General features: G+C 63.9%; 20 protein-coding genes. 9 read left to right on the top strand and 11 right to left on the bottom strand.

Annotated features, from left to right (window positions below; genetic code table 11):
• Positions 1–196 precede the first annotated feature (196 nt).
• The 6 genes from ABIB80_RS38105 to ABIB80_RS38080 form a co-directional block, all read right to left on the bottom strand.
• The gene (locus ABIB80_RS38105) at positions 197–1,315 is read right to left on the bottom strand and encodes a cobalamin-independent methionine synthase II family protein (protein WP_354129513.1); all 1,119 of its coding nucleotides are present in this window, start codon (positions 1,313–1,315) and stop codon (positions 197–199) included.
• A gap of 19 nt (positions 1,316–1,334) precedes the next feature.
• Positions 1,335–2,051 (bottom strand): ABC transporter ATP-binding protein, encoded by a 717-nt coding sequence (locus ABIB80_RS38100; protein ID WP_354129512.1) that lies wholly within the window; start codon positions 2,049–2,051, stop codon positions 1,335–1,337.
• Positions 2,044–2,799 (bottom strand): ABC transporter ATP-binding protein, encoded by a 756-nt coding sequence (locus tag ABIB80_RS38095; protein ID WP_007612502.1) that lies wholly within the window; start codon positions 2,797–2,799, stop codon positions 2,044–2,046. Before ABIB80_RS38095 ends, ABIB80_RS38100 begins: the two co-directional genes overlap by 8 nt.
• Complete coding sequence (locus ABIB80_RS38090; RefSeq protein WP_354129511.1) at positions 2,796–3,824, bottom strand: branched-chain amino acid ABC transporter permease; 1,029 nt, start codon at positions 3,822–3,824, stop codon at positions 2,796–2,798. The genes ABIB80_RS38095 and ABIB80_RS38090 overlap by 4 nt, the downstream gene beginning before the upstream one ends.
• An 8-nt stretch (positions 3,825–3,832) precedes the next feature.
• Positions 3,833–4,702 carry a branched-chain amino acid ABC transporter permease gene (locus ABIB80_RS38085; protein ID WP_354129510.1) on the bottom strand — a complete coding sequence of 290 codons (870 nt, stop codon included), beginning with the start codon at positions 4,700–4,702 and terminating at the stop codon, positions 3,833–3,835.
• A gap of 194 nt (positions 4,703–4,896) precedes the next feature.
• Positions 4,897–6,087: an ABC transporter substrate-binding protein gene (locus ABIB80_RS38080; protein ID WP_354129509.1), complete on the bottom strand. Its 1,191-nt coding sequence runs from the start codon at positions 6,085–6,087 to the stop codon at positions 4,897–4,899.
• Between the two features lie 524 nt (positions 6,088–6,611).
• Between ABIB80_RS38080 and ABIB80_RS38075 the strand changes: the two genes are divergently transcribed.
• Complete coding sequence (locus ABIB80_RS38075) at positions 6,612–6,896, top strand: hypothetical protein (protein ID WP_354129508.1); 285 nt, start codon at positions 6,612–6,614, stop codon at positions 6,894–6,896.
• A gap of 32 nt (positions 6,897–6,928) precedes the next feature.
• Here ABIB80_RS38075 and purU read toward each other — a convergent pair whose 3' ends face one another.
• The gene (gene purU / locus ABIB80_RS38070) at positions 6,929–7,792 is read right to left on the bottom strand and encodes a formyltetrahydrofolate deformylase (RefSeq protein ID WP_354129507.1); all 864 of its coding nucleotides are present in this window, start codon (positions 7,790–7,792) and stop codon (positions 6,929–6,931) included.
• Positions 7,793–7,948: 156 nt separating this feature from the next.
• Between purU and ABIB80_RS38065 the strand changes: the two genes are divergently transcribed.
• Positions 7,949–8,788: a uroporphyrinogen-III synthase gene (locus ABIB80_RS38065; RefSeq protein ID WP_354129506.1), complete on the top strand. Its 840-nt coding sequence runs from the start codon at positions 7,949–7,951 to the stop codon at positions 8,786–8,788.
• A gap of 16 nt (positions 8,789–8,804) precedes the next feature.
• Here ABIB80_RS38065 and ABIB80_RS38060 read toward each other — a convergent pair whose 3' ends face one another.
• The 3 genes from ABIB80_RS38060 to ABIB80_RS38050 all read right to left on the bottom strand — a co-directional run bounded on the left by ABIB80_RS38060 (position 8,805) and on the right by ABIB80_RS38050 (position 13,637).
• A complete protein-coding gene (locus ABIB80_RS38060) occupies positions 8,805–9,485 on the bottom strand; it encodes a redoxin domain-containing protein (protein WP_007601966.1) in 681 nt (226 codons plus the stop codon).
• Positions 9,486–9,506: 21 nt separating this feature from the next.
• Positions 9,507–12,830 carry an adenylate/guanylate cyclase domain-containing protein gene (locus ABIB80_RS38055; protein WP_354129505.1) on the bottom strand — a complete coding sequence of 1,108 codons (3,324 nt, stop codon included), beginning with the start codon at positions 12,828–12,830 and terminating at the stop codon, positions 9,507–9,509.
• A gap of 129 nt (positions 12,831–12,959) precedes the next feature.
• Positions 12,960–13,637: a Crp/Fnr family transcriptional regulator gene (locus ABIB80_RS38050; RefSeq protein ID WP_354129504.1), complete on the bottom strand. Its 678-nt coding sequence runs from the start codon at positions 13,635–13,637 to the stop codon at positions 12,960–12,962.
• Between the two features lie 333 nt (positions 13,638–13,970).
• Between ABIB80_RS38050 and ABIB80_RS38045 the strand changes: the two genes are divergently transcribed.
• From ABIB80_RS38045 to ABIB80_RS38020, 6 genes are all read left to right on the top strand, one after another.
• Positions 13,971–14,792, top strand: coding sequence for an ABC transporter ATP-binding protein (locus tag ABIB80_RS38045; protein WP_027519023.1), 822 nt, complete (start codon positions 13,971–13,973; stop codon positions 14,790–14,792).
• Complete coding sequence (locus tag ABIB80_RS38040; protein WP_354129503.1) at positions 14,789–16,720, top strand: long-chain fatty acid--CoA ligase; 1,932 nt, start codon at positions 14,789–14,791, stop codon at positions 16,718–16,720. The genes ABIB80_RS38045 and ABIB80_RS38040 overlap by 4 nt, the downstream gene beginning before the upstream one ends.
• A gap of 220 nt (positions 16,721–16,940) precedes the next feature.
• Positions 16,941–17,834, top strand: a complete 894-nt coding sequence (locus ABIB80_RS38035) for a branched-chain amino acid ABC transporter permease (protein WP_027519025.1) — start codon at positions 16,941–16,943, stop codon at positions 17,832–17,834.
• A gap of 3 nt (positions 17,835–17,837) precedes the next feature.
• Positions 17,838–18,911, top strand: coding sequence for a branched-chain amino acid ABC transporter permease (locus tag ABIB80_RS38030; RefSeq protein WP_354129502.1), 1,074 nt, complete (start codon positions 17,838–17,840; stop codon positions 18,909–18,911).
• Positions 18,912–18,957: 46 nt separating this feature from the next.
• Complete coding sequence (locus ABIB80_RS38025; protein ID WP_354129501.1) at positions 18,958–20,241, top strand: ABC transporter substrate-binding protein; 1,284 nt, start codon at positions 18,958–18,960, stop codon at positions 20,239–20,241.
• 142 nt (positions 20,242–20,383) lie between these two features.
• Positions 20,384–21,226, top strand: a complete 843-nt coding sequence (locus ABIB80_RS38020) for an ABC transporter ATP-binding protein (protein WP_354129500.1) — start codon at positions 20,384–20,386, stop codon at positions 21,224–21,226.
• A gap of 65 nt (positions 21,227–21,291) precedes the next feature.
• Here the strand turns inward: ABIB80_RS38020 and ABIB80_RS38015 are convergent, their stop codons facing one another.
• Positions 21,292–22,443: an AGE family epimerase/isomerase gene (locus ABIB80_RS38015; RefSeq protein WP_354129499.1), complete on the bottom strand. Its 1,152-nt coding sequence runs from the start codon at positions 22,441–22,443 to the stop codon at positions 21,292–21,294.
• Between the two features lie 86 nt (positions 22,444–22,529).
• Between ABIB80_RS38015 and ABIB80_RS38010 the strand changes: the two genes are divergently transcribed.
• On the top strand, positions 22,530–23,753 hold the full coding sequence (locus tag ABIB80_RS38010) for a phenylacetate--CoA ligase family protein (protein ID WP_354129498.1): 1,224 nt from the start codon (positions 22,530–22,532) through the stop codon (positions 23,751–23,753).
• The last annotated feature ends 373 nt before the right edge of the window (positions 23,754–24,126 follow it).

Below are 24,126 nucleotides of genomic sequence, written 5' to 3'. Positions count from 1 at the left end.
GGGCATGGACGGCCTCCCGAATCGACCAGACCAGCCCATTTTGATGTGTCAGCTATGTCTCCGAACACCTGTCAGTGATCTGTCCGGTCTAAACAGAAGGCGGGCGATCCAGTATTCCAGAGACAGAGAGATACGGAGAAGCCGCAGCGTACTGGATTCCCCGCCTGCGCGGGGAATGACAGCGGAGCAAAGAGGCTTATTGGCCCCACACTTCCTTCGCGATCTCCACGGCGAGGCTGAGCTTGGCCCACTGCTCCTCTTCGGAGAGGACGTTGCCCTCCTCCGTCGAGGCAAAACCGCACTGCGGGGAGAGTGCGAGCTGCTCCAGTGGGGCGAACTTGGCGGCTTCCTCGAGACGGCGCTTGATCGCATCCTTGTTCTCGAGTTCACCGAACTTCGAGGTGATGACGCCGACCACGACGACCTTGTTGCCCTTGGGCAGGAAGCGCAGCGGCTCGAAGCCACCGGCACGGTCGCTGTCGTATTCGAGGAAATAGCCGTCGTAATTGGTGCCAGCGAGCATGGTCTCGGCAACCGGCTCGTAGCCGCCTGATGAAATCCAGGTCGAACGGAAATTACCGCGGCAGACATGCGTCGTCACCACCAAGTCGGCGGGCTTCTCCGCCAGCGCGTAGTTGATGACGCGCGCATAGATCTGCTGGAGACCCTCAGGATTGTCGCCGCGCTCGCGCGCCTTCTGCAATTCGTCCGGCGAGCAGAGATAGGCCCACACGGTGTCGTCGAACTGGAGATAGCGGCAGCCGGCGTCGTAGAACGCCTTCACCGCCTTGCGGTAGGTCTTGCCGAGGTCTTCGTAGAAGGCGTCGAGATCGGGATAGACGTCCTTGGAGATCGCCTTGCGGCCGCCGCGGAAGTGTAGCACCGCCGGCGACGGGATCGTCATCTTGGCGGTGACGTGAGCCTGGTCGGCGACCTTCTTCAGGAAGCGAAAGTGATCCAGCATCGGGTGGTCATGTGGGAAGTCGAGCTTGCCGATCACCCGCACCGCGTCGTGCCGGGTCTCGACGCCCGCGAACTGGATGCCCGTGTCGGGGTGGAACATTTCGCAGCCGGTTAGCTTGGCCAGGAAGTCGAAATGCCACCACGAGCGGCGGAATTCGCCGTCGGTTGCGAGCTTCAGGCCGAGCGAAGCCTGCTTATGCACGACCTTCTCAATCTCCATGTCCTCGATCTTGCGCAGGTCGTCGGCCGAGATCTCGCCCTTCTCCAGCCTGGCGCGGGCTTCCTTGATCTTGGCGGGGCGCAGGAGGCTGCCGACCTCGTCGGCGCGGAAGGGGGCTTTGGTTCGCTGCATTTCTTACTCCCAGTTATTTTTAGTGGGCCGCCGCCCCTGCAACGCCGAGGTGGCGCTCGAGGACCGACGGGTCGGCCTTCAGCGCGGCGCTCGGGGCGTCGTGGACGATCGTTCCGCGCTCCAATATCACAACACGGTCGGCCAGCCCCAGAATCTTTTGGGCATTCTGCTCGACGATGATCGAGCAGATGCCGCCCGCCCGGGTGATGGTCCCGATCGCTTTCAAGAGCTCCTCGACGATGATGGGGGCAAGGCCCTCGGTCGGCTCGTCCAGGAGAAGCACTTTCGGATTGAGGGTCAGCGCGCGGCCGATTGCCAGCATCTGCTGCTCACCGCCGGAGAGCTGGTTGCCAAAATTGCTCCGCCGCTCCTTCAGCCGCGGGAACATCTCGTAGACCCTCTCGACGGTCCAGGGACCGGGCTGGGCCACTGCGGACATGTTCTCCTCCACCGTGAGCGAGCGGAAGATATTGCGCTCCTGCGGCACCCAGCCGATGCCGGCGCGCGCCCGCTGATCGGGCCGCAAGGTCGTGACGTCGGCGCCAGCCAGCCCGACAGTGCCGGAGAAGCGGCGGGTGACGCCGACGATCGAGTTGATCAGCGTGGTCTTGCCGGTGCCGTTGCGCCCCAACAGCGCCAGCACCTGGCCTTCGGCGAGACGCAGGGACATGTTCGGCAGCACCACGGCCTCGCCGTAGCCGGCGCGAAGCGAGTCGATCGCGAGCAGGTCAGACATTGACCGCCTCCTCGCCGAGGTAGACCGCCTTGACCTGCGGGTCGCGCGCGACCTGCTCGGGCGGGCCTTCGGTGAGCAGCGCGCCGGAGACCAGGACAGAGATGCGGTCGGCGAAGGAGAACACGAGGTCCATGTCGTGCTCGATCAGCAGCACGGTGACGTCGCGTGGCAGGCTGCCGACGACGGCGAGAATGTCGTGGCGCTCGCTCTCGGGCACGCCGGCGGCAGGCTCGTCCAGCAGCAGCACGCGCGGCTTGGCGGCGATCGCGACCGCGATCTCGAGCAGGCGCTGCTTGCCGTAAGGCAGCGTCACGGTCTGCTCGTTCATGACGTCGAGCAGGTGGAAGCGCGTCAGGAGGTCGGCGATCTCGCCGTTGACGTCGCTGCGCGTGCCCATCCGCCGCCACCAGTCGCCGCCATGGCCGAGGCGCTCAGAGACAGCGAGACCGATGGTCTCGAGCGGGGTCAGGTCGGGATAGAGCTGGTTGATCTGGAAGGTACGCGACAAGCCGCGCAACACGCGCTTGTGCACGGGCAGATCCGTGATGTCCTGGCCTTCGAGCAGGATGCGGCCCGAGTTCGGCTTGAGCACGCCGGTGAGCTGGTTGATGACCGTGGTCTTGCCGGCGCCGTTCGGGCCGATCAACGCGTGGCGGGCGCCCTGCTCGATTTTCAAGGACAGATCGCGGGTGACGCGCAGACCGCCGAACTGCTTTTCGAGATTCTGGGTTTCAAGCGCGATGGTCATGCGTCGCTCTCCGGCACGGCGACAACGGCTTTGCGCCCCGCTATCTGCCTGATGACCAGATTGGGCACATACAGCATCCAGCGATGCAGGCGCTGGCGGCCGACCAGGACGATCACGACCAGCACGAGGCCGATCCAGAACTGCCAGTATTGCGGAGTGATGGTCGAGAATAATTCCTGCAGCATGCGAAACAGCACTGCGCCGATCAGCCCCCCATAGAGATAGCCGGTGCCGCCGATGACGAGCACCAGCATCAGGTCCGCCGAGCGCTCGAAGGCGAACACATCGAGCGAGGCGATCGCGGTGGTCTGGGTGAACAGCGCGCCTGCGATGCCGGCATAGAACGCCGCGAGCGTATAGATCGCAATCAGGCGGCGGTTAACGGGGATGCCGATGGCGGCCGCGCGGAGCGGATTGTTCTTGATCGCCCGCAATGACAGACCGAACGGCGAGTGCACGACCCGGCGAGCGAACAGGAACAACAGGAACAGAACGGCGAGCGAATAGAAGAACCCGGTTTTGCCGAACATGTCGAACGGGATCTCGCCGAAGATCGGCTGCATCTCGATACCCTGCAGGCCGTCGGTGCCACCGGTGATGTTGGAGAAGCGTTCGGCCAGCGCCTCAAGCAACAACGCGATCCCGAGTGTCACCATCAGCCGCGTCAGATCGACGCCGCGGATCACCAGGAAGCTGGTGGCGAAGCCGAGTACCATCGCGACAAGGCCGGCGACGACAAGCGCAAGGACGGGCTCGTTGATGATCCCGTGCAGCGCAAGAAGCCCCGCGGCGTAGGCGCCGACGCCGAAGAAGGCGGCATGGCCGAGCGAGACGATGCCGGCGTAGCCGAGGATCAGATCGAGCGACATCGCAAACAGCGCGAGCCGCAGGATGTCCGTCATGATCAGGTAGCGCGTGGGAAATACGAAGCCGCAGGCCAGCACGATCAGCCAGAAAGCGGCCTCGCCATAGTGCCAGCGTGCCTGGCGCTGGGCGTGATAGCCGACGTCGGAGGAGGCGCTCATCGGCGAACTCAACGCGCGGCCGTGCGGCCGAACAGACCGTTCGGGCGCCAGATCAGGATCACGATCATCATGGTGTAGATCACGAAAGGTCCCATCTTCGGGACGTAATATTTGCCGGCGACGTCGCCGATGCCGAGCAGGAGCGAGGCCAGGAAGGGACCGGTGATCGAGGACGAGCCGCCGACGGTGACCACGATCAGGAAGTAGATCATGAACTTCAGAGGGAAATACGGGTCGAGGCCGAGGATCTCGGCGCTGAGCGCGCCACCGAGACCGGCAAGCCCGCAACCGAACGCAAACGTGAAGGCGAACACCTGCGGCACGTTGATGCCAAGGCCGCTCGCGGCGCGCGGGTCATCGACTGCGGCACGCAGGCGGCTGCCGAACCGCGTCTTCGCCAGCACCATCTGGAGCGCAATGGTGAGCAGCCCGCAGATCACGATGATCATCAGCCGGTAGCGGCCAATGCCGACGCCGAACACGTCGAACTGACCCTGGAGCGCCGCCGGCAGGTTGATGAAGACCCGCGACGAGCCCTGGATGTAGTCGACGGCCGCGACCGACATGAACGTGAGGCCGATCGTGAACAGCACCTGGTCGAGATGGCTGCGCGCATAGAGGTGTCGGTACAGCGTGCGCTCGAGCACGATGCCGATCGAAGCGGAGGAGACGAAGGCGAGCGGCAATGCCGCGAAGAATGGCCAGCCCATCCGGTTGACCAGCACCATGCAGACATAGCCGCCGGCCATGGCGAAGGCGCCATGGGCGAGGTTGACGAAGTTCATCAAGCCGAGCGTGACCGCGAGCCCGCAAGCCAGCACGAACAGCAGCATGCCGTAGGCAACGCCATCGAACAGATTGGTGAGGATTGAGGTCATCGCGGGTCGAAAATCATCCCAAGTGTAGCCAAATGCCGTGCTGCGCTCCCTCCCCCGCTTGCGGGGGAGGGTTGGGGAGAGGGTGCCTCAACAACGAAGACTCCCCCAGAGGAGAGAACCCTCACCCGGCGCTTTGCGCCGACCTCTCCCGCAAGCGGGAGAGGTGAGGGTCCGGAATGACGCGCTTTCGCACGTCACTTCTTGGTCTTGCCGAGATCCTTGACGGCCTCGAAGGTCGCGAACTCGACGTTGTAGAGCTCGCCGTCAACCTTCTCGACCTTCCGGATGTAGATGTTCTGCACGATGTCGCGGGTCTCGGGGTCAATCGAGATCGGGCCGCGCGGGCTCTCCCACTTCTGGCCTTTCATGGCTTCGACCAGCTTGGTGCCGTCGGTGTCGCCATTGGTCTTCTTCAACGCTTCGTAGATCAGGTGAATGCCGTCATAGCCGCTCACCGCCATGAAGCCCGGCCGGTTTCCGTACGCCTTCTTGTAGGCCGCGACGAAATCCTTGTTCATCTGCGAGGGATGCGCCGCCGAATAAAGGTGCGCGGTGACCGTGCCCAGCACGGCGTCGCCCATGTTGTTGAGGAGGTCGTCGTCGGTCACGTCGCCCGGTCCGATCACCTTGATGCCGGCCTTGTCGAGCCCGCGTTCGGCATACTGCTTCATAAAGTTACCGCCCTGGCCGGCCGGCACGAACACGAAGATCGCGTCAGGCTTGGCATCCTTCATACGCTGGAGGAACGGTGCGAAATCGGGATTGGCAAGCGGCGTCTTCACCTCTTCGACCACCTCGCCGCCACCGGCGGTGAAGTTCTGCTTGAAGAAGTTGAGCGCGTCGTTGCCCGGCGCGTAGTCGGAGGTGAGCGTCGCCACCTTCTTGATGCCGTTCTTCACCGCCCAGTCGGCGATGATGGTCGAGGACTGCGCCAGCGTGAAGCTGGTGCGCACGATGTAAGGCGAGCGTTCGGTGATGATCGACGTGCCGGCCGCCATCACCACTTCCGGGATCTTGGCTTGCGTCGCCAGCGGCGCGGCGGCAAGGGCTGCCGGCGTCACGCCGAAGCCGGCGATGAAATTGACCTTGTCGTTGACGATCAGCTCCTGCGCGGCGGTCTTGGTCTTGTCCGGAATCGCAGCATCGTCCTTGAGGATGATCTCGATTTTCTTGCCGGCGACGGTGTCGCCCTTCTGCTGCATGTAGAGCTTGATCGCGTTCTCGATCTGCTTGCCGGTCGAGGCTTGGCCGCCGGTCATCGGCAGGATCAGACCGACCTTGACGCTATCCTCGGCCTTGGCCGGTGCGATGGCCGCAAGGCCCGCGATGGCGGCAGCTGCTGCAGCCCAAACAGTCCTACGAGACAGTTGTTTGCGTTCGAACATCAGATGTCCCTCCCCTTCATTCCTGATCTCTTGTGCGCTGGACCGAGTGCCCGATCTTTGCCTTAAGTTTAGCTCACGCACGCGTGATGCCGTGCGCCACATGGCGTCTTTCGCGCCCTTATTGTCAATCGGACGTTTGGCGACCATTCGGCGCAAGCCGAGCGTTTCCGATTGCCGACGGCAGAAGCGATATCGGGTCACGTCCGACTAACGCCGGCATCGCAATTGCAATCGCTCTCATTTGTACGATTGTACAAACAAAATGGACCTGTCAACGAAAAAGCCTTATCTCCGGATCAGGGCGCTTTGTCGCGAGCTCTCCCCGCAGTCTAGAAACGCTGTCGGCCGGGTGGATGGAGGATTTCGTCTTTTGTTTGCAGAATTTGAACATCGGCAGGGCCTGGGTCGGCACACTCCGGTATCAAATTACCTACCTCGAATAAGTCTATTTTACCTTGTTGAAGGCTACTCTCCCGGCGACAGCCTGACCTGGCGTCCAACACGACTGACCTCGCCTCCGTACAATGCCCAGATCCTTCCGTTCCCTCCTGATCCTCCTCGCGCTGTCCGCGGGCCTGTCCGGCTGCGGCACCGTCAACGAAAAGCTCTCGTCCGGCATGGGCGACTACGTCCCGCAATGGGCCGGCGGCTTGCCGGCGGACGCCCCGCCGCGGGCGGGCACGCCGCAATACGATGCCTACATGAAGGAGCGCGAGCGCAAGCGGCTGATGCCGGCAGCAGATCGCGAAAAGGAAGAGCAGGCGCAGAAGGGCACGACGGGCTCAGCGCCCGGCACCGCGGTGCGTTAAATCGTCCGCCTCGCGGCTTGCGGTGAAGCAAATCAATCCACGAACACCACGGTCTTGCGGCCGTTGAGGATGACGCGGTCGTTGAGATGGTAGCGGATCGCGCGCGCGAGCACGCGGCGCTCGATGTCGCGGCCCTTTCGGACGAGATCCTCAGGCGTGTCGCGATGGCTGATGCGCTCGACGTCCTGGTCGATGATCGGGCCCTCGTCGAGGTCGCGCGTGACGTAATGCGCGGTGGCGCCGATCAGCTTGACGCCACGCTCATGGGCCTGGTGATAGGGTTTTGCGCCCTTGAAGCCCGGCAGGAACGAGTGGTGGATGTTGATGCAGCGTCCCGACAGATTGGCCGAGAGATGGTCGGACAATATCTGCATATAGCGGGCGAGAACGACGAGATCGGTCCCGGTCCTGGCGACGAGATCGAGGATCTGCGCCTCCTGCTCGCGCTTGGTCTCTTTCGTAACAGGCAGATAGTGGAACGGAACCCCGCCGAAATCGAGCCCGTCATAGACCTCGCGCGGATGGTTGGAGACGATGGCGACCAAAGTCATAGGCAGCTCGCCCGTGCGCCAGCGATAGAGGATGTCGACCAGGCAGTGGTCGGACTTCGACACCAAAAGCATCACCTTGCGATGCGCGGCGCGATCTCGCATCTGCCATTCCATGCCGAAACGCTCGGCGATCGCGGCAAAGCCGGTCTGCAGCGCCGACAGCTCCACGGCGAGATCGGCGGCTGTGAACACCACCCGCATGAAGAAGTTGTTGGTCTCGATGTCGTCGAACTGTTGGGCGTCGAGGATGTTCTGTCCGGAATTCGCCAGGAAGGTCGACACCGCCGAGACGATGCCGGGACGATCCGGACAGGACAGGGTCAGGACATATTGATGATTGGGCATGGTCTTTGAAAAAGTGGGCCTTGATGAAGGTTTGGGCAACGGCTGCGGAACGCCCCGCGATTTGCGCCCTGCTCTATCACCGACCCCACCTTGCGCCAATCCCGACCGTGGAGTCAGGATGAACGCACCATTGCTTTGACTGACCGGAGTAGGCTCATGGCCGACCGCTTAAACGGCACCCGCATCCTGATCCTGGAAACGCGCGAGGAGGCGCAGTTTTCGAAGCTGCTGGCTGAGCAAGGCGCCGAGGTCGTGCAATGCCCGATGTTCACCATCCAGGATGCGCCGGACCCCGCCCCGGTCGAGGCCTGGATCCGCCGTGCCATCGACAAGCCCTTCGACGATCTCGTGCTGATGACCGGCGAAGGGCTGCGGCGGATCATGAAGCTCGCGCGAACACGTGGTCTCGACCAGGCCTTGGTTGCTTCCCTCGCCCGATCGCGAAAATTTACCCGCGGCCCGAAGCCCGGCAAGGCGCTACGCGAGATCGGGCTCGAGCAGCAGCAGATGACGGAGAAGCCGACCACCGAGGGTGTGATCGAGATGCTGGGCAAGCTCGACCTAAACCGACGTCGCCTCGGCCTCCAGCTCTATCCCGACAAGGACCACAGCGCGCTGACCGGCGCGCTCGCCGCGCAAGGTGCCGAGGTCGATACCGTGTTGCCTTACGTCTACGATCCAAAGGCTGCGGACGCCAGCATCGTCAATGCAATCGACGACATGGCGGAAGGGCGGATCGACGCCATCGCACTGACCAATCTCGGCCAGGTCCGCCGTCTCCTCGAAGCTGCGAGGGCGCATGGCAGTGAGGCGCGCCTGCGCGCAGGATTCGAGCGGACGCTGATCGCGTCAGTGGGGCCGGCCGTCTCCGGCGAGCTCGTAGCGCTCGGCTTGCGCACGGACATCTCGCCGGTGGAAGACCACTATTTCATGCGCCCGCTGATCTCGGCGATGGCGGCAGCATTGGTGGACAAGGGGCCGAAGGTGGCGGAATGATCGCCAGACGCGGTGCCTAGCTTGCCATCTGCGAGGCGGCCGACATCAGCTCCTGCGGGCTCGGCGCGGCAAACATGCGATGGCCGCCTTCGGGCACCTCGGTAAAGCTCCAGCGCACAACCCCCTCGCGGTCGAGCAGAAACTGCCCGAAGAGCTGGCCCTGGCCGGTTGCCGCCATGCGCTGATCGGCTTCCGTTATCTCATAGCCGTCCTTGTTATTGAGGTACTCCGCGGCCGCGGGCCGGTTCATCGGGCCGGGCAATTCGCCGGGCATGTCGACTTGCATGCTCATGACCACGTTCATGCCGACCTTGTGCGGCCACTCGGTCTCGTTCTCCGTGAACTCGAGATTGGGCAGGCCGAACGCGCGGTGCGAGATCCGCTCGGGATCAGACGCAGCGAGCAGGTTGGGCAACGGATGGTAACGGAAATAGAGTCGCGCGCGCTCGATCGGCGTGTTGACCACCGTGAGACTTTCGACGCCTTTCTCGTGCAAGGCGGCATCAAGTTGCGCCTGTGCCGCGATATGGCGGCGGCAGAACGGGCAATGCAGCCCCCGATACAGGCCCACCAATATCGGGCTTTGTCCGCGAAAGTCTTCGAGCGCGATCTTTCCGTCGCGTGTGATCGCGTCCAGCACGACGTTCGGTGCACGATCGCCCGGTTGAAGTGGTCCCTCGACGTGACGTTCAGACATGATGGCACTCCTTCACATGATCTAGTCAAGAAACGGCAGTACGATCAGCCCTGCGGGATCAAGCCCGTGCCGCGTGCAGACGTCCTGTGCCAGCGCGAAATATCGCTCGGCTTCGGGCATGTCGCCTCGATCAAGGTTCAGCGTCGCAAGACCATCATAGCATGGAAACAGCTGCTGCGGCTCGCCGGTTTCGCTCGCCACCTCGATTGCCTCATTGTAGCAACGAGCAGCCAGATCGGGCCGGAAATGGCATTGATGGATTTGCCCGAGCACGATCAACGGCACGGAGAGATGCTCGCGCTGATCAAGCGCGCGGTCGATTTCGATCGCCTTTTCGGCGGCCGGCACCCCCTCCTCAGTACATTTGTCGGTGAAGGTGCAACAGGCAACGGCAAAATTGGCGAGAAGGCGCGCCTGGAACCCGAGATCTCCGATCCGACGCGCGACATCGAGTCCGCGCCGGCAAATCTCCACGGCTTTCGCAGGGTCGACAATCGTGTAGAGCACACCAAGATTGGTGTAACCGCGGCAGGCCACGTTGAGGAGACCGGCGGCCTCGGCTGCTGCGACACTTTGCTCCACCTCGCGGACCGCCTCCTGGTGTCGGCCAAGCCGCGCCAGTGCCACCCCCTTGGTGTTGAGCGACTCTGCAATGGCGCGCGCCGCCTCGAATCCGACTTGCCTGTCGGCGTCCGCCGGTACGCTTCGGGCGTAGCCAAGCGCCTCGTCCGCCCATCTCGCGGCGGCCACGTGATCGCCCGTGCGAAACGAAAGACGGCCGCGCTCTTGCAGGAGGTGCGCCCACTCGATGGGCGCGTCGGTCCCTCCCAGCCGTTCGGCCGCCTCGGCATAATGCGCCTCTGCCTTGATCCGCTTGCCGGCGTCCCACAACAATCGGCCAAGCTTGCGGAGAATTCGCGCTTCGCCGATGCGGTCCTCCGCATTGCGATGACCTTCCAGCGCATTCTGGTAGTGCTCCTCAGCCGTGATCCTCCGGCCGGCCGCGGCACACAGCTCCGCGATCCGCTCGCAGAGGATCAGGCGTTCGGGCTCCCGTTCCCCGCCGGCCAACAACACGGCGAGAGCCTGTTGGTAGAAGCGAATGGCATCGTCATTGGCGTAGGTCGCGCGGGCGCGATCGCCGCCCGCGCGCAGATAGCGCGCACCTTTCGGCTTGCTCGCGCTCAGGCTGAAATGGTGTCCGAGCAGTATGAGGTCCTCGAGGCGCTCGGGCTCATTGCCATAGAGCCGCTCCAGCGCGGCACCAATCCGTCCATGGAGCTCGATCCGACGCTGCAAGAGCAGGTTTTGATAGATCACGTCCTGAAGCATGGTTTGCGTAAAGCGATAAGATCGCAGCGAGATCGAGTTGGCGCCCGCGACCTCCTCGACAATCTCGGCATCGCACAGAAGTTCGAGCCCCCCTTCCACCTTCGTCCTCTCAGATGCCATCGCACCGAGAAGAGCCGCGTCAAAACGGGGGCCGATCACCGCGGCCTCCTGGGCCAAGCGGCGCACCTCATGCGGCAGCCGGTCCAGGCGCGCCAGTAACAGGGCCTGAATGCTTGCCGGTATACCGGCGGCGGCTTCATCTGACTTGATCCGCCACCGTGAGCCGTCACGCTCCAAGGCGCCAGCTTCGATGAGACCGCGGATGATTTCCTCAAAGAAGAGTGGATTGCCGCCCGCGCGCTCGAGGATTCGGCTGAACAGATTGCCCGGCGGTTCACTCCAGCCGTGGCTGAAGTAGGCCGCGAGCAGCTTTTGTCCGTCTGCATCACCAAGTGGAAGCAATCGAAGGGTTGTATGGCTGATCCGTCCCGAGCCGAACTGATCCAGTTCCAACATGGGCCGATGCGTAAACAACAGCATCAGCCGCGTACGCTCCAGCCGGTCCATCAGGAATCGCAACGCTTCAAGCGATACAGCATCGGCCCAGTGCAGATCCTCGACAATGATCAGGAGCGGCGACAGGACCAGGCGCCGTTCGAACACGGTACGAATCGCAAAGAATATCTGCCGCCGAAGCTGCTCGGGCTCGACGTGCTGCAGCGCGGCGTCCGGATCGCCGAGGCCGAGAACGTGGAAATAAAGGGGCATCAGGCGATCGGCCTCTTCGACCCCAAGGCCGAGCTCCGACAGTGCCGTGGCCAGCTTGGCCTGGGCCTCCGCCACGGTCGCCTTCTGCGCGATGCCGTAGGCGCTGCGCAGCACAGCGGCAAGGGTGCCATAGGACTGTTCGCCCAGCGGCGAGCAGACAGCGCGCCGGATCGCCACGCCGGCGAAACGGTCCTCATCGCGGGCGTGGGCAACGAATTCGTCCACCAGACGCGTTTTGCCGATGCCGGCTTCACCGACCAGCCGCACCAGCTGCGCCGCGCCGCCACACGCGAGATCAAGATTGTCGACTAGACGGGCGAGCTCGGCGTCGCGCCCAATCACCGGCGCACTGAGGCCCAGCGTATCGAGGCCGCGTGCCGCACGGGGCGTGTCGAGCGGTCCGTTCAAGCGATGGACCAGGACGCTGCCCATCTTGCCCTTCAGCGAGACCTCGCCAAGCGATTCATATGAGAATGCATGCCGCGTAAGACGGTAGGTCAGCGGCCCGACCAGCACCTCGCCCGTGGAAGCCATCGACTGCAATCGTTGAGCCGTATTCACCGTATCGCCCGTGACCGAGTAGGATTTGGCAACTCCGACACCCAGTCCGCCAGCAACCACATGCCCGGTGTTGATGCCGACATGAAGCAGGAGCGGTGACCCGGCATACGCCTTTGCACGTTCGCTGAGTTGCGCCGTTCGGCCGATCATATCGAGCGCGGCGCGGACGGCCCGCTCGGGGTCGTCTTCGTGCGCGGCCGGCGCTCCGAATAGCGCAAGCAGCGCGTCGCCGATGAATTTGTCCACGAAGCCGCCAAAGCTTTGCACCGCCGCCGTTAGCTCCTCGAACAATTCGTTCTGAAGCGCCTGCATGACTTCAGGATCGAGTCGCTCGCTCATCGTGGTGAAGCCGCTAAGGTCGGCAAACAGCACGGTAATGGTGCGGCGGTTGGCTTCGCTGTCGATCTTCTCCGGCTGCGATCGAAACCCGTATTGGGCGTCGGCCGTCGGCGCCAGCGGTGGCGAGGACGCCCTGGTTGGGATTGTCACCCGGCTGGCCTGCATTGATGCCTGCCCGCCGGCCTTGGAGGCTTCACTGACGAGGGCGCCGCATTTCGGGCAGTACGCGAAATCCGGTGCGCACGCATAGCCGCAGCCGGGGCAGGCGTTCGGCTGCTTCGTGCCGCATTTCGGGCAGAAGGCAAAGCCGCTCTGAACCTCGGAACCGCAACAGGAGCAGTTCATGGGTCGAGACCCCGCGGGCGCCGCGATGGCGCAGTCTGCTGGACCCGGTCAGATGGGCCCAGGATCCCGGCAAGGATGGGCTCGTCGTGCCGGAAGAGCAAGCGGTGGGTTGCGGCCGCGAACGCGGCTTCACTCCTCCCCGTATCCCCTTAGCCGCTCGATATCCAAAATGGTCACGCCGCCGTACTCCAGCCGCAGCAGCCCCTCTTTCTCCAGCCGGTTCAGCGCGCGGTTGGCGTTCTGGCGGGACATGCCGGAAAGCGCGCCGATCTCCTCCTGGGTGACCTCCAGATGCGCGGTGGATTCCGGATAGAGGATCGGATTGAACAGCGAGGCGATGCTGCGGGCAAGCCGCGCAGTTGCATCCAGCGTGCGGTTGACCTCGAGCATGCCGATGAACTGGCCCAGCCGTTCGTTGAGCTGGCGCACCAGGAAGCGGTTGAAGCCGACGCTGTTCTCGAACAGCCACATGAAGGCGCTGCGTTCCATCAGCGCGACGCGGCTGTTGCGCAGCGCGACGACGTCATAGCGGCGCGGCTCGTTCTTGAGCACGCTGCCCTCGCCGAACCAGGCCCCCGACGTCAGCCCGGCAAGACTCGTCTCCTTGCCGTCGCGCGAGACCCCGCCCATCCGGGCAAGCCCAAAGACCATGCCGGCCCAATAGTCGAACGTGTCGCCGCGCATGAAGACGGTCTCGCCGGTGCCGTAGGACCGCTCCGTGATCCCGGCACGAGCGACCTCGATCTCCGCTTGCGTGAGCTCGCGCGACCAGGCAGCGACGCGCTTCAGTTGATCCTCTGAAATCATGAACCCGAAGCCCGCCGCACCGCTCGTCACTCCTTGTTCTGCTGCAATGCAGCATGATCGTCTCGGCTACCATCAGACGAAAGATGGAGGCTGCGAGCGCCAAAAAACTTTGTCGCAGAATTGTCAGGCGTGAGACATTTCAAAATAGCGCTTTCCCCTATTGAGGACCACCTCGGGCGATGCGGCTTTTGATCCCAAACGGGAACGAGAGCGGCGCGGCTCCGGTCGAGACCATCTGCTGCATGGCCTCACCGGCACGGCCGTACTAGGATCGCCCGACAGAACGGACGAAGAGCGCCACTGAATGCGCCATCACCGGGAGGGATCTGTTTGGTGGCTACCAGTCTTGAAGTGCGCGGCGTGTCCTTGCGATTCGGCGGCGTTCGTGCGCTGACCGATGTCGGCTTCGCCATCAGGGAGGGCGAGCTGTTCTCGATCATCGGCCCCAACGGCGCCGGCAAGACCTCGATCGTGAACTGTATTTCCGGCCGCTACAAGCCGACCGAAGGCCAGCTGTTCTATCAGGGCCGCGACATCACCGGCCTGACGCCCAACGCGCGCGCTTCGCTCGGCATCGGCCGCACCTTCCAGAACCTGGCGCTGTTCCACCATATGAGCGTGCTCGACAACATCATGGTCGGCCGCCATCACCTCCTGAAGAACAATTTCCTCACAGGCTCGCTGTACTGGCTCACCGGCGCGCGCAAGGAAGAGCTCGAGCACCGCCGCAAGGTGGAAGAAATCATCGACTTCCTCGATCTCCAGTCGGTCCGAAAGGCGCAAGCCGGCACCCTCTCCTATGGCCTGCGCAAACGCGTCGAGCTCGCCCGCGCCATGGCACTGGAGCCGCGCCTCATTCTCCTCGACGAGCCGATGGCTGGCATGAATTTCGAGGAGAAGGAGGACATGGCCCGCTACATCGTCGATCTCAACGAGGAGTTCGGCATGACCGTGGTGATGATCGAGCACGACATGGGCGTGGTGATGGACATCTCCCACCGCGTCATGGTGCTGGATTTCGGCCGCAAGATCGCCGAGGGCGATCCGGCCGCCGTGCTCGCCGATCCCCACGTCAGGCGCGCCTATCTCGGCGAAGAGGACGAGGTGCTGGTCGATCCTGACGATGCTCCGCCGGCGCAGGAGAGCGCGGCATGATGGATTACGCAGGCCGCGTCGCCCAGGCCGACACCTATCCGAAAATGCTCCGGCTCAATGCGAAGGAGTACGGCAACGAGATCGCACTCCGGGAGAAGGATCTCGGGCTCTGGCGCCCGTTCACCTGGCACGCCTACCAGACGCGGGTGCGCGATTTCGCGCTCGGCCTCATCGAACTGGGCCTTGGGCGCCAGGACGTCATCGGCATCATCGGCGACAACCGGCCGGACTGGGTCGCGGCGGAAATCGCCACTCATGCGGTTGGAGGCTTGAGCCTCGGGCTCTATCGTGACGTGCTCGACGAGGAAGCCTCTTATCTCCTCAATTATGGCGAGGCGCAGCTCGTTTTCGCCGAGGACGAGGAGCAGGTCGATAAGCTGCTCACCCTGGCCGACCGAGTCCCAAGGCTGAAGCACATCATCTATTCCGATCCGCGCGGCATGCGGAAATACGACGATCCGCGTTTGATGTCGGCGGAGACGTTTGCCAAACTCGGCCGGGCTCGGGCTACGCGCGAACCGGAACTCTACGATCGGCTGGTGGATGCGACCAAGGGCGAGGACGTCGCGATCCTCTGCACGACGTCTGGCACCACCTCGCATCCAAAGCTCGCGATGCTCGCCGCCGGCCGCGTGCTGGGACACTGCGCGACCTATCTCGCTTTCGACCCGAAAGGGCCGGATGACGAATACGTGTCGGTGCTGCCGCTGCCTTGGATCATGGAGCAGGTCTATGTGCTCGGCAAAGGCCTCTTGTGCCGGATGAAGATCAACTTCGTCGAAGAGCCCGAGACCATGATGAACGATCTGCGCGAAATCGCACCGACGTTTGTCCTGTTTGCACCGCGCGTTTGGGAATCGATCGCGGCCGACGTCCGCGCCAGGGTGATGGATGCAACGCCGTTCAAGCAGCGCCTGTTCGACATCGGCATGAAGAGCGGGCTTACCGCGCTCGAACAGGGCGAGCGTTCCGGCTTTGCCGACGCGATCCTGTTCCGTGCATTGCGCGACCGCCTCGGCTTCACCCGCCTGCGTTCAGCCGCAACCGGCGGCGCGGCGCTCGGCCCCGAGACCTTCAAGTTCTTCCAGGCGATGGGCGTGCCGCTGCGCACGCTCTACGGCCAGACCGAGCTGCTGGGGGCCTACACGCTGCATCCCGCGGGCAAGGTCGATCCCGACACCACCGGCGTGCCGATGGCCGACAGCGTCGAAATCCGCATCGACAATGCCGACGTTCACGGCGTAGGCGAAATCGTGGTGCGGCATCCCAACATGTTCCTCGGCTACTACAAGAACCCGGAGGCGAGCGTCGCTGACCTCAGGGATGGCTGGATGCTTTCCGGCGACGCCGGCTATTTCAACGGCGACAAGCAGCTCGTGGTGATCGACCGCATCAAGGATCTCGCCGAGACCTCGCGCGGCGACCGCTTCTCGCCGCAATTCATCGAGAACAAGTTGAAGTTCTCGCCCTACATCGCGGAAGCCGTGGTGCTGGGCTCGGGGCGCGACGCGCTCGCGGCGATGATCTGCATCCGCTACTCCATCATTTCCAAATGGGCGGAGAAGAACCGGCTCTCGTTTACGACCTACAGCGACCTGGCCTCGCGGCCCGAGGTCTATGCGCTGCTCAAGAAGGAAGTCGAGACCGTCAACGCCACGCTGCCGCCGGCGCAGCGCATCTCGCGCTTCCTGTTGCTCTACAAGGAGCTCGACGCCGACGACGGCGAGCTCACCCGCACGCGGAAAGTGCGCCGCAGCGTCATCAACGAGAAATACGAAGGCATCATCGACGCGATCTACCGCGGCCAAGCCGACATCCCCGTCGACACCATGATCCGCTTCCAGGACGGCACCACGCAAAGGGTGCGGACGACGCTGCGAGTGGTGGATCTCGGCGGACACGGGCAGCTCGCGGAGGCGGCGGAGTGAGCCTACTTCGAACCGAGAGCGCGATGCTGGTCGATGCGCCCTCTCCCCTTGCGGGAGAGGGCATCTCCGCTGTTAGCCACACCCTGGCCGGGGTGAGGGGTCCTCTCTTCGATTCCTCACTGCGGAGACAACCCCTCACCCGTCTTCGCTTCGCGAAGCCACCCCCTCCCACAAGGGGAGAGGGGAAGAGCGCGCCGAATTTATCAACGAGCATCACTGCATGAACACCGCCTTCCTCATCCAGCTCCTGGTCAACGGCCTCGTGGTCGGCACGCTCTATGGCGTGGTCGCGATGTCGTTTGTGCTGATCTACAAGGCTAGCCAGGTCGTCAATTTCGCGCAGGGCGAACTCTTGCTGGTCGGCGCCTGGGTGTGCTGGACGCTGCTGGCGAAATACCAGGTGCCGTTCTGGATCGGCATGCCGATGACGCTGGTGTTCATGTTCGTGTTCGGCATCGCGGTGCAGGTCCTGATCCTGCGGCCGATGATCGGCGAACCCATCATCTCGGTGATCATGGTGACGATCGGCCTGTCCACCGTGCTGCAGGCCACGCTGAAATGGATGTTCGGCGTCAATCCGCAGCCGTTCCCGCGCGTGTTCGAGAGCCAGTCCGTCAGCCTGCTCGGGCTCCAGATCCAAACCGTCTATGTCATGAGTCTCGTGGTCTCGATCGCGATGATGATCGGCATGGCCTGGTTCTTCCGCGCGTCAAAGTACGGCCTTGCGATGCGCGCCACCGCGTTCAACCAGCAGGTCGCGCAATCGCTCGGCATTTCCGTCAAAAGCGTGTTCGCGATGGCCTGGGCGATCTCCGCAACGGTCTCGGCCGTTGCGGGCGTCGTCGTCGCGGTCGTGAACGGCGTATCCTCGGGCCTCGCCGCCTATGGCATTAAAGTGTTTCCGGCCGCGATCCTCGGCGGGCTCGATTCCGTCGGCGGCGCCGTGCTCGGCGGCATCATCATCGGGCTTCTCGAGAACATCGCGCAATACGTCGACAGCGAATACCTGCACTGGGGCAATCTCTACGAGATCGCGCCATTCTACGTCCTCATCATCGTGCTGATGATCAAGCCCTACGGCCTGTTCGGCACCCACGACATCGAACGGATCTGATCCATGGCCGGCCCCGCCCTCATCCCTGCTGGTGATTTCCGCACCTCTTACGCGGCTGACACCACGATCTTCCCGACCACGACCAGCCGCAACTTTGCGATCGTCGGCGTGGTGCTGCTCTGCCTCGTGCCGCAATTCCTTGGTGGGTACTGGCTCAGCATCCTGATCCAGATCGGCATCTTCTCGATCGCCGCGCTTGGCCTCAACATCCTGGTCGGCTTCACAGGCCAAATTTCGATCGGCCACGCCGCTTTCTTCCTGCTCGGCGCCTTCACGTCTGCCTACATCTCCAACAGCGCATCGATCCCGGTGTTCTTCGCGATCCCCCTCGCGGGAATCGTCACTGCGCTGGTCGGGCTGATCTTCGGCATCCCGGCGGCGCGGCTGAAGGGGCTTTACCTCGTCATCGCGACGCTCGCGGCACAATACATCCTGCTCGACTTCTTCTCGCGCGCGGAGTGGTTCACTGGCGGCTCGGTGCCGGCCAGCGCCAGTCCGTTCTCGATCTTCGGCTACACGCTGCGCGGCGACAGGCAATATTTCTACGTTGTGCTCGCCTACGTGGTTGCAAGCTACGTCCTCGTCACCAACCTGATGCGCACGCGCGATGGCCGCGCGCTGGTGGCGATCCGCGACCATTATCTCTCCGCGGAGATCATGGGCATCAACCTCACAAAGTATCGCACGCTGTCGTTTGGCCTCGCCGCGTTCTTCGCCGGCATCGCCGGCGCGCTCTATGCGCACTACCAGCTCGTGGTATCGCAAGAGGGTTTCGGCATCGAACGCTCGATCCTGTTTCTCGCCATGATCATCATCGGCGGCACCGGTTCGATCATGGGTACGCTGATGGGCACCGCGTTCGTGGTGCTCCTGCCCGAGACGATGGAGTTCCTCAGCGTGGCGCTGAAGGGCGGCGCGATCGACAAGGCGCTGTCGCTCAACAACAACATCACCTTCCTGCGCGAGATCGCGATCGGGGTGATCATCATCGCGTTCCTGATGTTCGAGCCTGACGGGCTCGCGCATCGCTGGCGACAGATCAAGGCGTACTGGAAACTCTACCCGTTCTCGCATTGAGTGCGGGCGACTCTCTAACCAACAAATAAACAGGAGGAGGCAACCAATGAAGACAAAATCCCTTTTGAGCACCGCGTCACTTGCGCTGGCGATCGCCGCATTCTCGTCAGGCGCGCAGGCGCAGATCGCGATCGGTCATCTCGCCGATTATTCCGGCGGCACGTCCGATGTCGGCACGCCCTACGGCCAGGCCGTCGCCGACACCTTCGCCTGGGTCAACAAGAACGGTGGCGTCGGCGGCAAGCAGCTCAACGTCGACACCAACGACTATGGCTATCAGGTGCCGCGCGCGATCGCACTCTACAAGAAGTGGTCGGCGCCGGACTCCAAGGTCGCGGCGATCATGGGCTGGGGCACGGCAGACACCGAGGCGCTGACCGGCTTCCTAGCCCAGGACAAGATCCCCGATCTCTCCGGCTCCTACGCCGCCGCTCTCACCGATCCCGAAGGTGTCAGCGGCAAGGCCAAGCCCGCGCCCTATAATTTCTTCTATGGTCCGAGCTATTCGGACTCGCTGCGCGCGATGCTGATGTGGGCGGCCGAAGACTGGAAGGCCAAGGGCAAGTCCGGCAAGCCGAAATTCGTCCACATGGGGGCCAACCACCCGTACCCGAACGCGCCGAAGGCCGCCGGCGAAGCCATGGCGCAGGAGCTCGGCTTCGAGGTGCTGCCGCCGCTGGTGTTCGCGCTCGCGCCGGGTGACTACAGCGCGCAGTGCCTGAGCCTGAAATCCTCAGGCGCCAACTACGCCTATCTCGGCAACACCGCCGCGTCCAACATCTCGGTGATGAAGGCCTGCAAGACTGCCGGAGTCGACATCCAGTTCATGGGCAATGTCTGGGGCATGGACGAGAACGCCGCCAAGACCGCGGGCGATGCCGCCGACGGCGTGATCTTCCCGCTGCGCACCGCTGTGAGCTGGGGCGGCGATGCGCCCGGCATGAAGACCGTGATAGAGATTTCGAAGATGTCCGACCCGACCGGTAAGGTCTATCGGCCCGTGCACTACATCGCGGCGGTCTGCTCGGCGCTCTACATGAAGGAGGCGATCGATTGGGCCGCCAAGAACGGCGGCGCCACCGGCGAGAACGTCGCCAAAGGCTTCTACCAGAAGAAGGACTGGGTGCCGGCAGGCATGGAAGGCGTCTGCAATCCCTCGACCTGGACCGACAAGGACCACCGCGGCACGCTGAAGGTCGATCTCTACCGCACCAAGATTGCGGGCGCGACCGACGGCGACCTCAACGACCTCATGGCCAAGGGCGCGATCAAGCTCGAGAAGGTCAAGACTGTCGAGCTTCCGCGCAAGCCGGAATTGCTTGGGTGGTGAGCTTAACGCTCACCTCAAACATAAATGTCATCCCCCGCGAAGGCGGGGGATCCAGTACGTCGCCGCCTCTCCTTGAGTCCCAGGCGTCTCTGGAATACTGGGTCGCCCGGTCAAGCCGGGCGACGACAGCGGAGTATGAGGCATGACCGAAATTCACGAAGCAGCTGCTCGTCCCTCCCCCGGCATCGTACCCGCGCCGCCTCTCCTTGCCGTGCGCAACATCGAGGTCGTCTATGACGACGTCATCCTGGTGCTGCGCGGTCTCAGCCTCGACGTGCCCAAGGGCGCGATCGTGGCGCTGCTGGGCGCCAACGGCGCCGGCAAGTCGACGACGCTGAAGGCGATCTCCGGGCTGCTCAAGACCGAGGACGGCGAAGTCACGCGCGGTGAGATCCTGTTCGAGGGCGAGCGCATCAACGGCATCGATCCCGACAAGATCGTCCGCCGCGGCATCTTCCAGGTGATGGAGGGCCGGCGCATCGTTGCCGACATGACCTCGCTGGAAAACCTCAAGCTAGGTGCCTTCACCCGCAGAGACCGCGAGGTCGGGGCCGATCTCGATATGGTCTTCAACTACTTCCCGCGCCTGAAGGAGCGCACCGGGCTTGCCGGCTATCTCTCCGGCGGCGAGCAGCAGATGCTCGCGATCGGCCGCGCGCTGATGGCTCGCCCGAAGATGATCCTGATGGACGAGCCCTCGATGGGCCTGTCGCCGCTGCTGGTGAAAGAGGTGTTCTCGATCATCCAGAAGATCAACCGCGACCTTGGCGTCACCATTCTCCTGGTCGAGCAGAACGCCCGCGCCGCGCTGTCGGTGGCAAGCCACGGCTACATCATGGAGCAGGGCAAGGTCGTGCTCGACGGCACCGCGGACGAATTGCGCGACAACGAGGACGTCAAGGAATTCTACCTCGGCGGCGCCGGCGACCAGCGCAAGAGCTTCAAGAACCTCAAGAGCTTCAAGCGGCGAAAGCGCTGGCTTTGACATAGCGTTTTCGAGCGAAGTGGGAACCGGTTCGCGTGAAGAAAACGCGTCAACACAGAACACTCTTACTGCAGCACCTGCTCCGCTTCCGTGACTGCGCAGAGAACATGATAGAACGACGACGCAGGAATGGTGTCGATCAGCGATTTGCCGTCGCGATCGAACTGGTCGTACCAGCCGCCCCGCACGGGATGGCTGAGATAGTGCCGTTCGAGCCGAGCCAGCGCCATGCGCGCCTCGTCCGCCGCGCCCGCCTCGCCGGATTCGGCCTGCGCGATCCACGCCTTCGCGATCTCGGTCTGCGGCCACAGCCGGCGCGTGCTACGGCGAATGCTGCCGGCGTCGTCACCCTCGTCGATCAGGCAGCCGGTGGCCTCGTCGCGATAGCGCAGCGTGGTTTCCAGCAGCTCGGCGCGCCGCTGTCCGGTCGGGCAGCCCGTGATGCGTTCGAACCCCTTCAGCAGCCAGACCCATTCCGCCTGATGGCCGGGCTCGACGCTGACCGGCGCGATCTTGGACCAGTCCTCCTCGAAATATTCGCCGAGCGCGCGCGTCTGCTTGTCGTAGAGATTGGCGAGGAACAGTGCGAAGAACTCGCCGGCGCGGTTCTGGAACGACAAATCGTGGGTCGCGTCGAAGCATGCGATCATCGCTTCGAACAGATGCATGTGCGGGTTCTGCCGGCGCGGCAGCGAGACCGGAAAGCCTTCGTGGACGCCGCCGTGCGGAGAACGCAGATGAGCGTCGAGGAAGGCGAGCAACGTGTCGATCTCGGCGCGAATTTGCGCGTCCTGGTCGAGCGCATAGACGGTCGCGAGCGCAAACAGGATGAAGGCGTGGTCATAGGCATCGCGCCGGCCGTCCAGCACCGCGCCCTCGGGCGTCAGCCGGTGCACGTAGCCGGGCCGGCCGTCGGGCGCCTTTGCCTTGGCGAGCAGATGCTCGAGCCCCTTCAGTGCGATGGCGCGCCCTTCAGGGTGCCAGCCCATCTGCGCAGCCTTGGCGTAGCACCAGATTTGACGGGCCTGCACGAACACCCGGCGCGGCGCGGCGCTGTCCGGCGTGCCGTCACGATGCAGCCGATCGATGAAACCACCCGCGCCATGGTCCCAGCCGACCGTCGACCACAGCGGCAGCGCCTCGTCGATCATGCGGCGCTTCAGGCGCGCGACGACGTCGGCCGCTCCGTCCGCCGCCCTGATTCCCTCGTTCGCCATCGCGTCCTCTTCAAACCTCGCCCATGGCCGTCTGATACCCATGCCGGCGGCGGCGCGCAACGGATGCCAACCCGGAAAGATCAGCCATGACCGCCCATTACGACGCCCTCGAGACGCGCGAGCAAGCCGCGCGCGAGGCCGATCTGTTCGCCCGCCTGCCCGGCGTGCTGCGCTCTGCGACGACCGCGCCCGCCTATGCCGATCGGCTGAAAGGCGTCGATCCGGCCGCCGTGACCTCCAGGGCGGCTCTGGCGGGCCTGCCGGTGCTGCGCAAGTCGGAACTGCCGACCCTGCACAAGGCCTCCGCGCCCTTCGGCGGGTTCATCGCGGCGGCGCCCGGTTCGTTCGCCCGCCTCTTCACCTCCCCAGGGCCGATTTTCGAGCCGGAGGGGCGACAGGCCGATCCTTGGCGCGGCGCACGGGCACTGTTCGCGGCCGGGTTCCGGCCCGACGACATCGTGCTCAACACCTTCAGCTACCATCTCACCCCCGGCGGCTTCGTCTTCGATGCGTCGGCGCGCGCGCTCGGTTGCGCCGTAATCCCGGCAGGTCCAGGGAATACCGAGCAGCAATTCGAGCTGATCGAGGCCTACCGTCCCGTCGGCTACAGCGGCACGCCGGACTTCCTGAAGATCTTGCTCGATGCTGCCGCAAGCTCGGGCCGCGACGTCTCCTCGATCAAGCGCGCGCTGGTCTCGGGCGCGGCCTTCCCGCCCTCGCTTCAGGCCGAGATCAAGGCACGCGGCATCGACGCTTACCAGGCCTTCGGCACCGCCGATCTCGGCCTCATCGCCTTCGAAACCAGCGCGCGCGACGGCATGGTCGTGAACGAGGATCTGATCATGGAGATCGTCAAGCCCGGGACCGGCGATCCCGTGGCGCCCGGCGACGTCGGCGAGATCGTCGTGACGTCGCTCGACCCGCACCATCCCTGGATCCGGCTCGCTCTCGGCGACCTCACCGCGGCACTGCCCGGGACCAGCCCCTGCGGGCGCACCAACATGCGCATCAAGGGCTGGATGGGTCGCGCCGACCAGACCACCAAGATCAAGGGCATGTTCATCCGCCCCGAGCAGATCGCCGAGATCGGCAACCGCTATCCCGCGCTCGGAAGGCTGCGCCTCGTCGTCACGCGCCAGGGCGAGGCCGACGCAATGACGCTGAAAGCGGAGACGGCGGCCGCGAGCGACGTGTTGCGCGAGGAGATTGCAGGCACCTTGCGCGCAGTGACGAAACTCGGAGGCGAGGTTGAACTGGTGAGGCCCGGCGCGCTGCCGAACGACGGCAAGGTGATCGCGGACGAGCGGTAGAGCTGACCAAACCCTTGGATATTGCGGCGATACGCGCTGGCCAGACGATCACCACCGAGATTAATCGTCGATCGCGAATCTCGCCCCTGAAGACCAAGGGAATCCGAGAGCGGCGGAGTCGTTTGCTTCGGCGCTAGCCGGTGACCCTTTCAACCCGTCGGATTGAGGTCTTGGAGGCTAGCGCCGCGGCGATAAACCCAATCCTGGCGCAACGCTTCTACGCGCCAGATCATGCTGACGGCTTCTACCACCCACTGAGATGTTCATTTCCATAAGCGGTCGTCCGTTAAGAAGCCGAATTGAGCGGGAGCGGACAGGCAAGCGTATGCGATAGCTGGATCAGGAAGAGGCACAAGAGTTCTCTGAGCCAGGC

Source organism: Bradyrhizobium sp. i1.15.2 (assembly GCF_040548425.1).
Classification (GTDB): Bacteria; Pseudomonadota; Alphaproteobacteria; order Rhizobiales; family Xanthobacteraceae; genus Bradyrhizobium; species Bradyrhizobium canariense.
The sequence above is the reverse complement of the archived record's forward strand: the minus strand, read 5'-3'. Positions and strand labels throughout refer to the sequence as shown.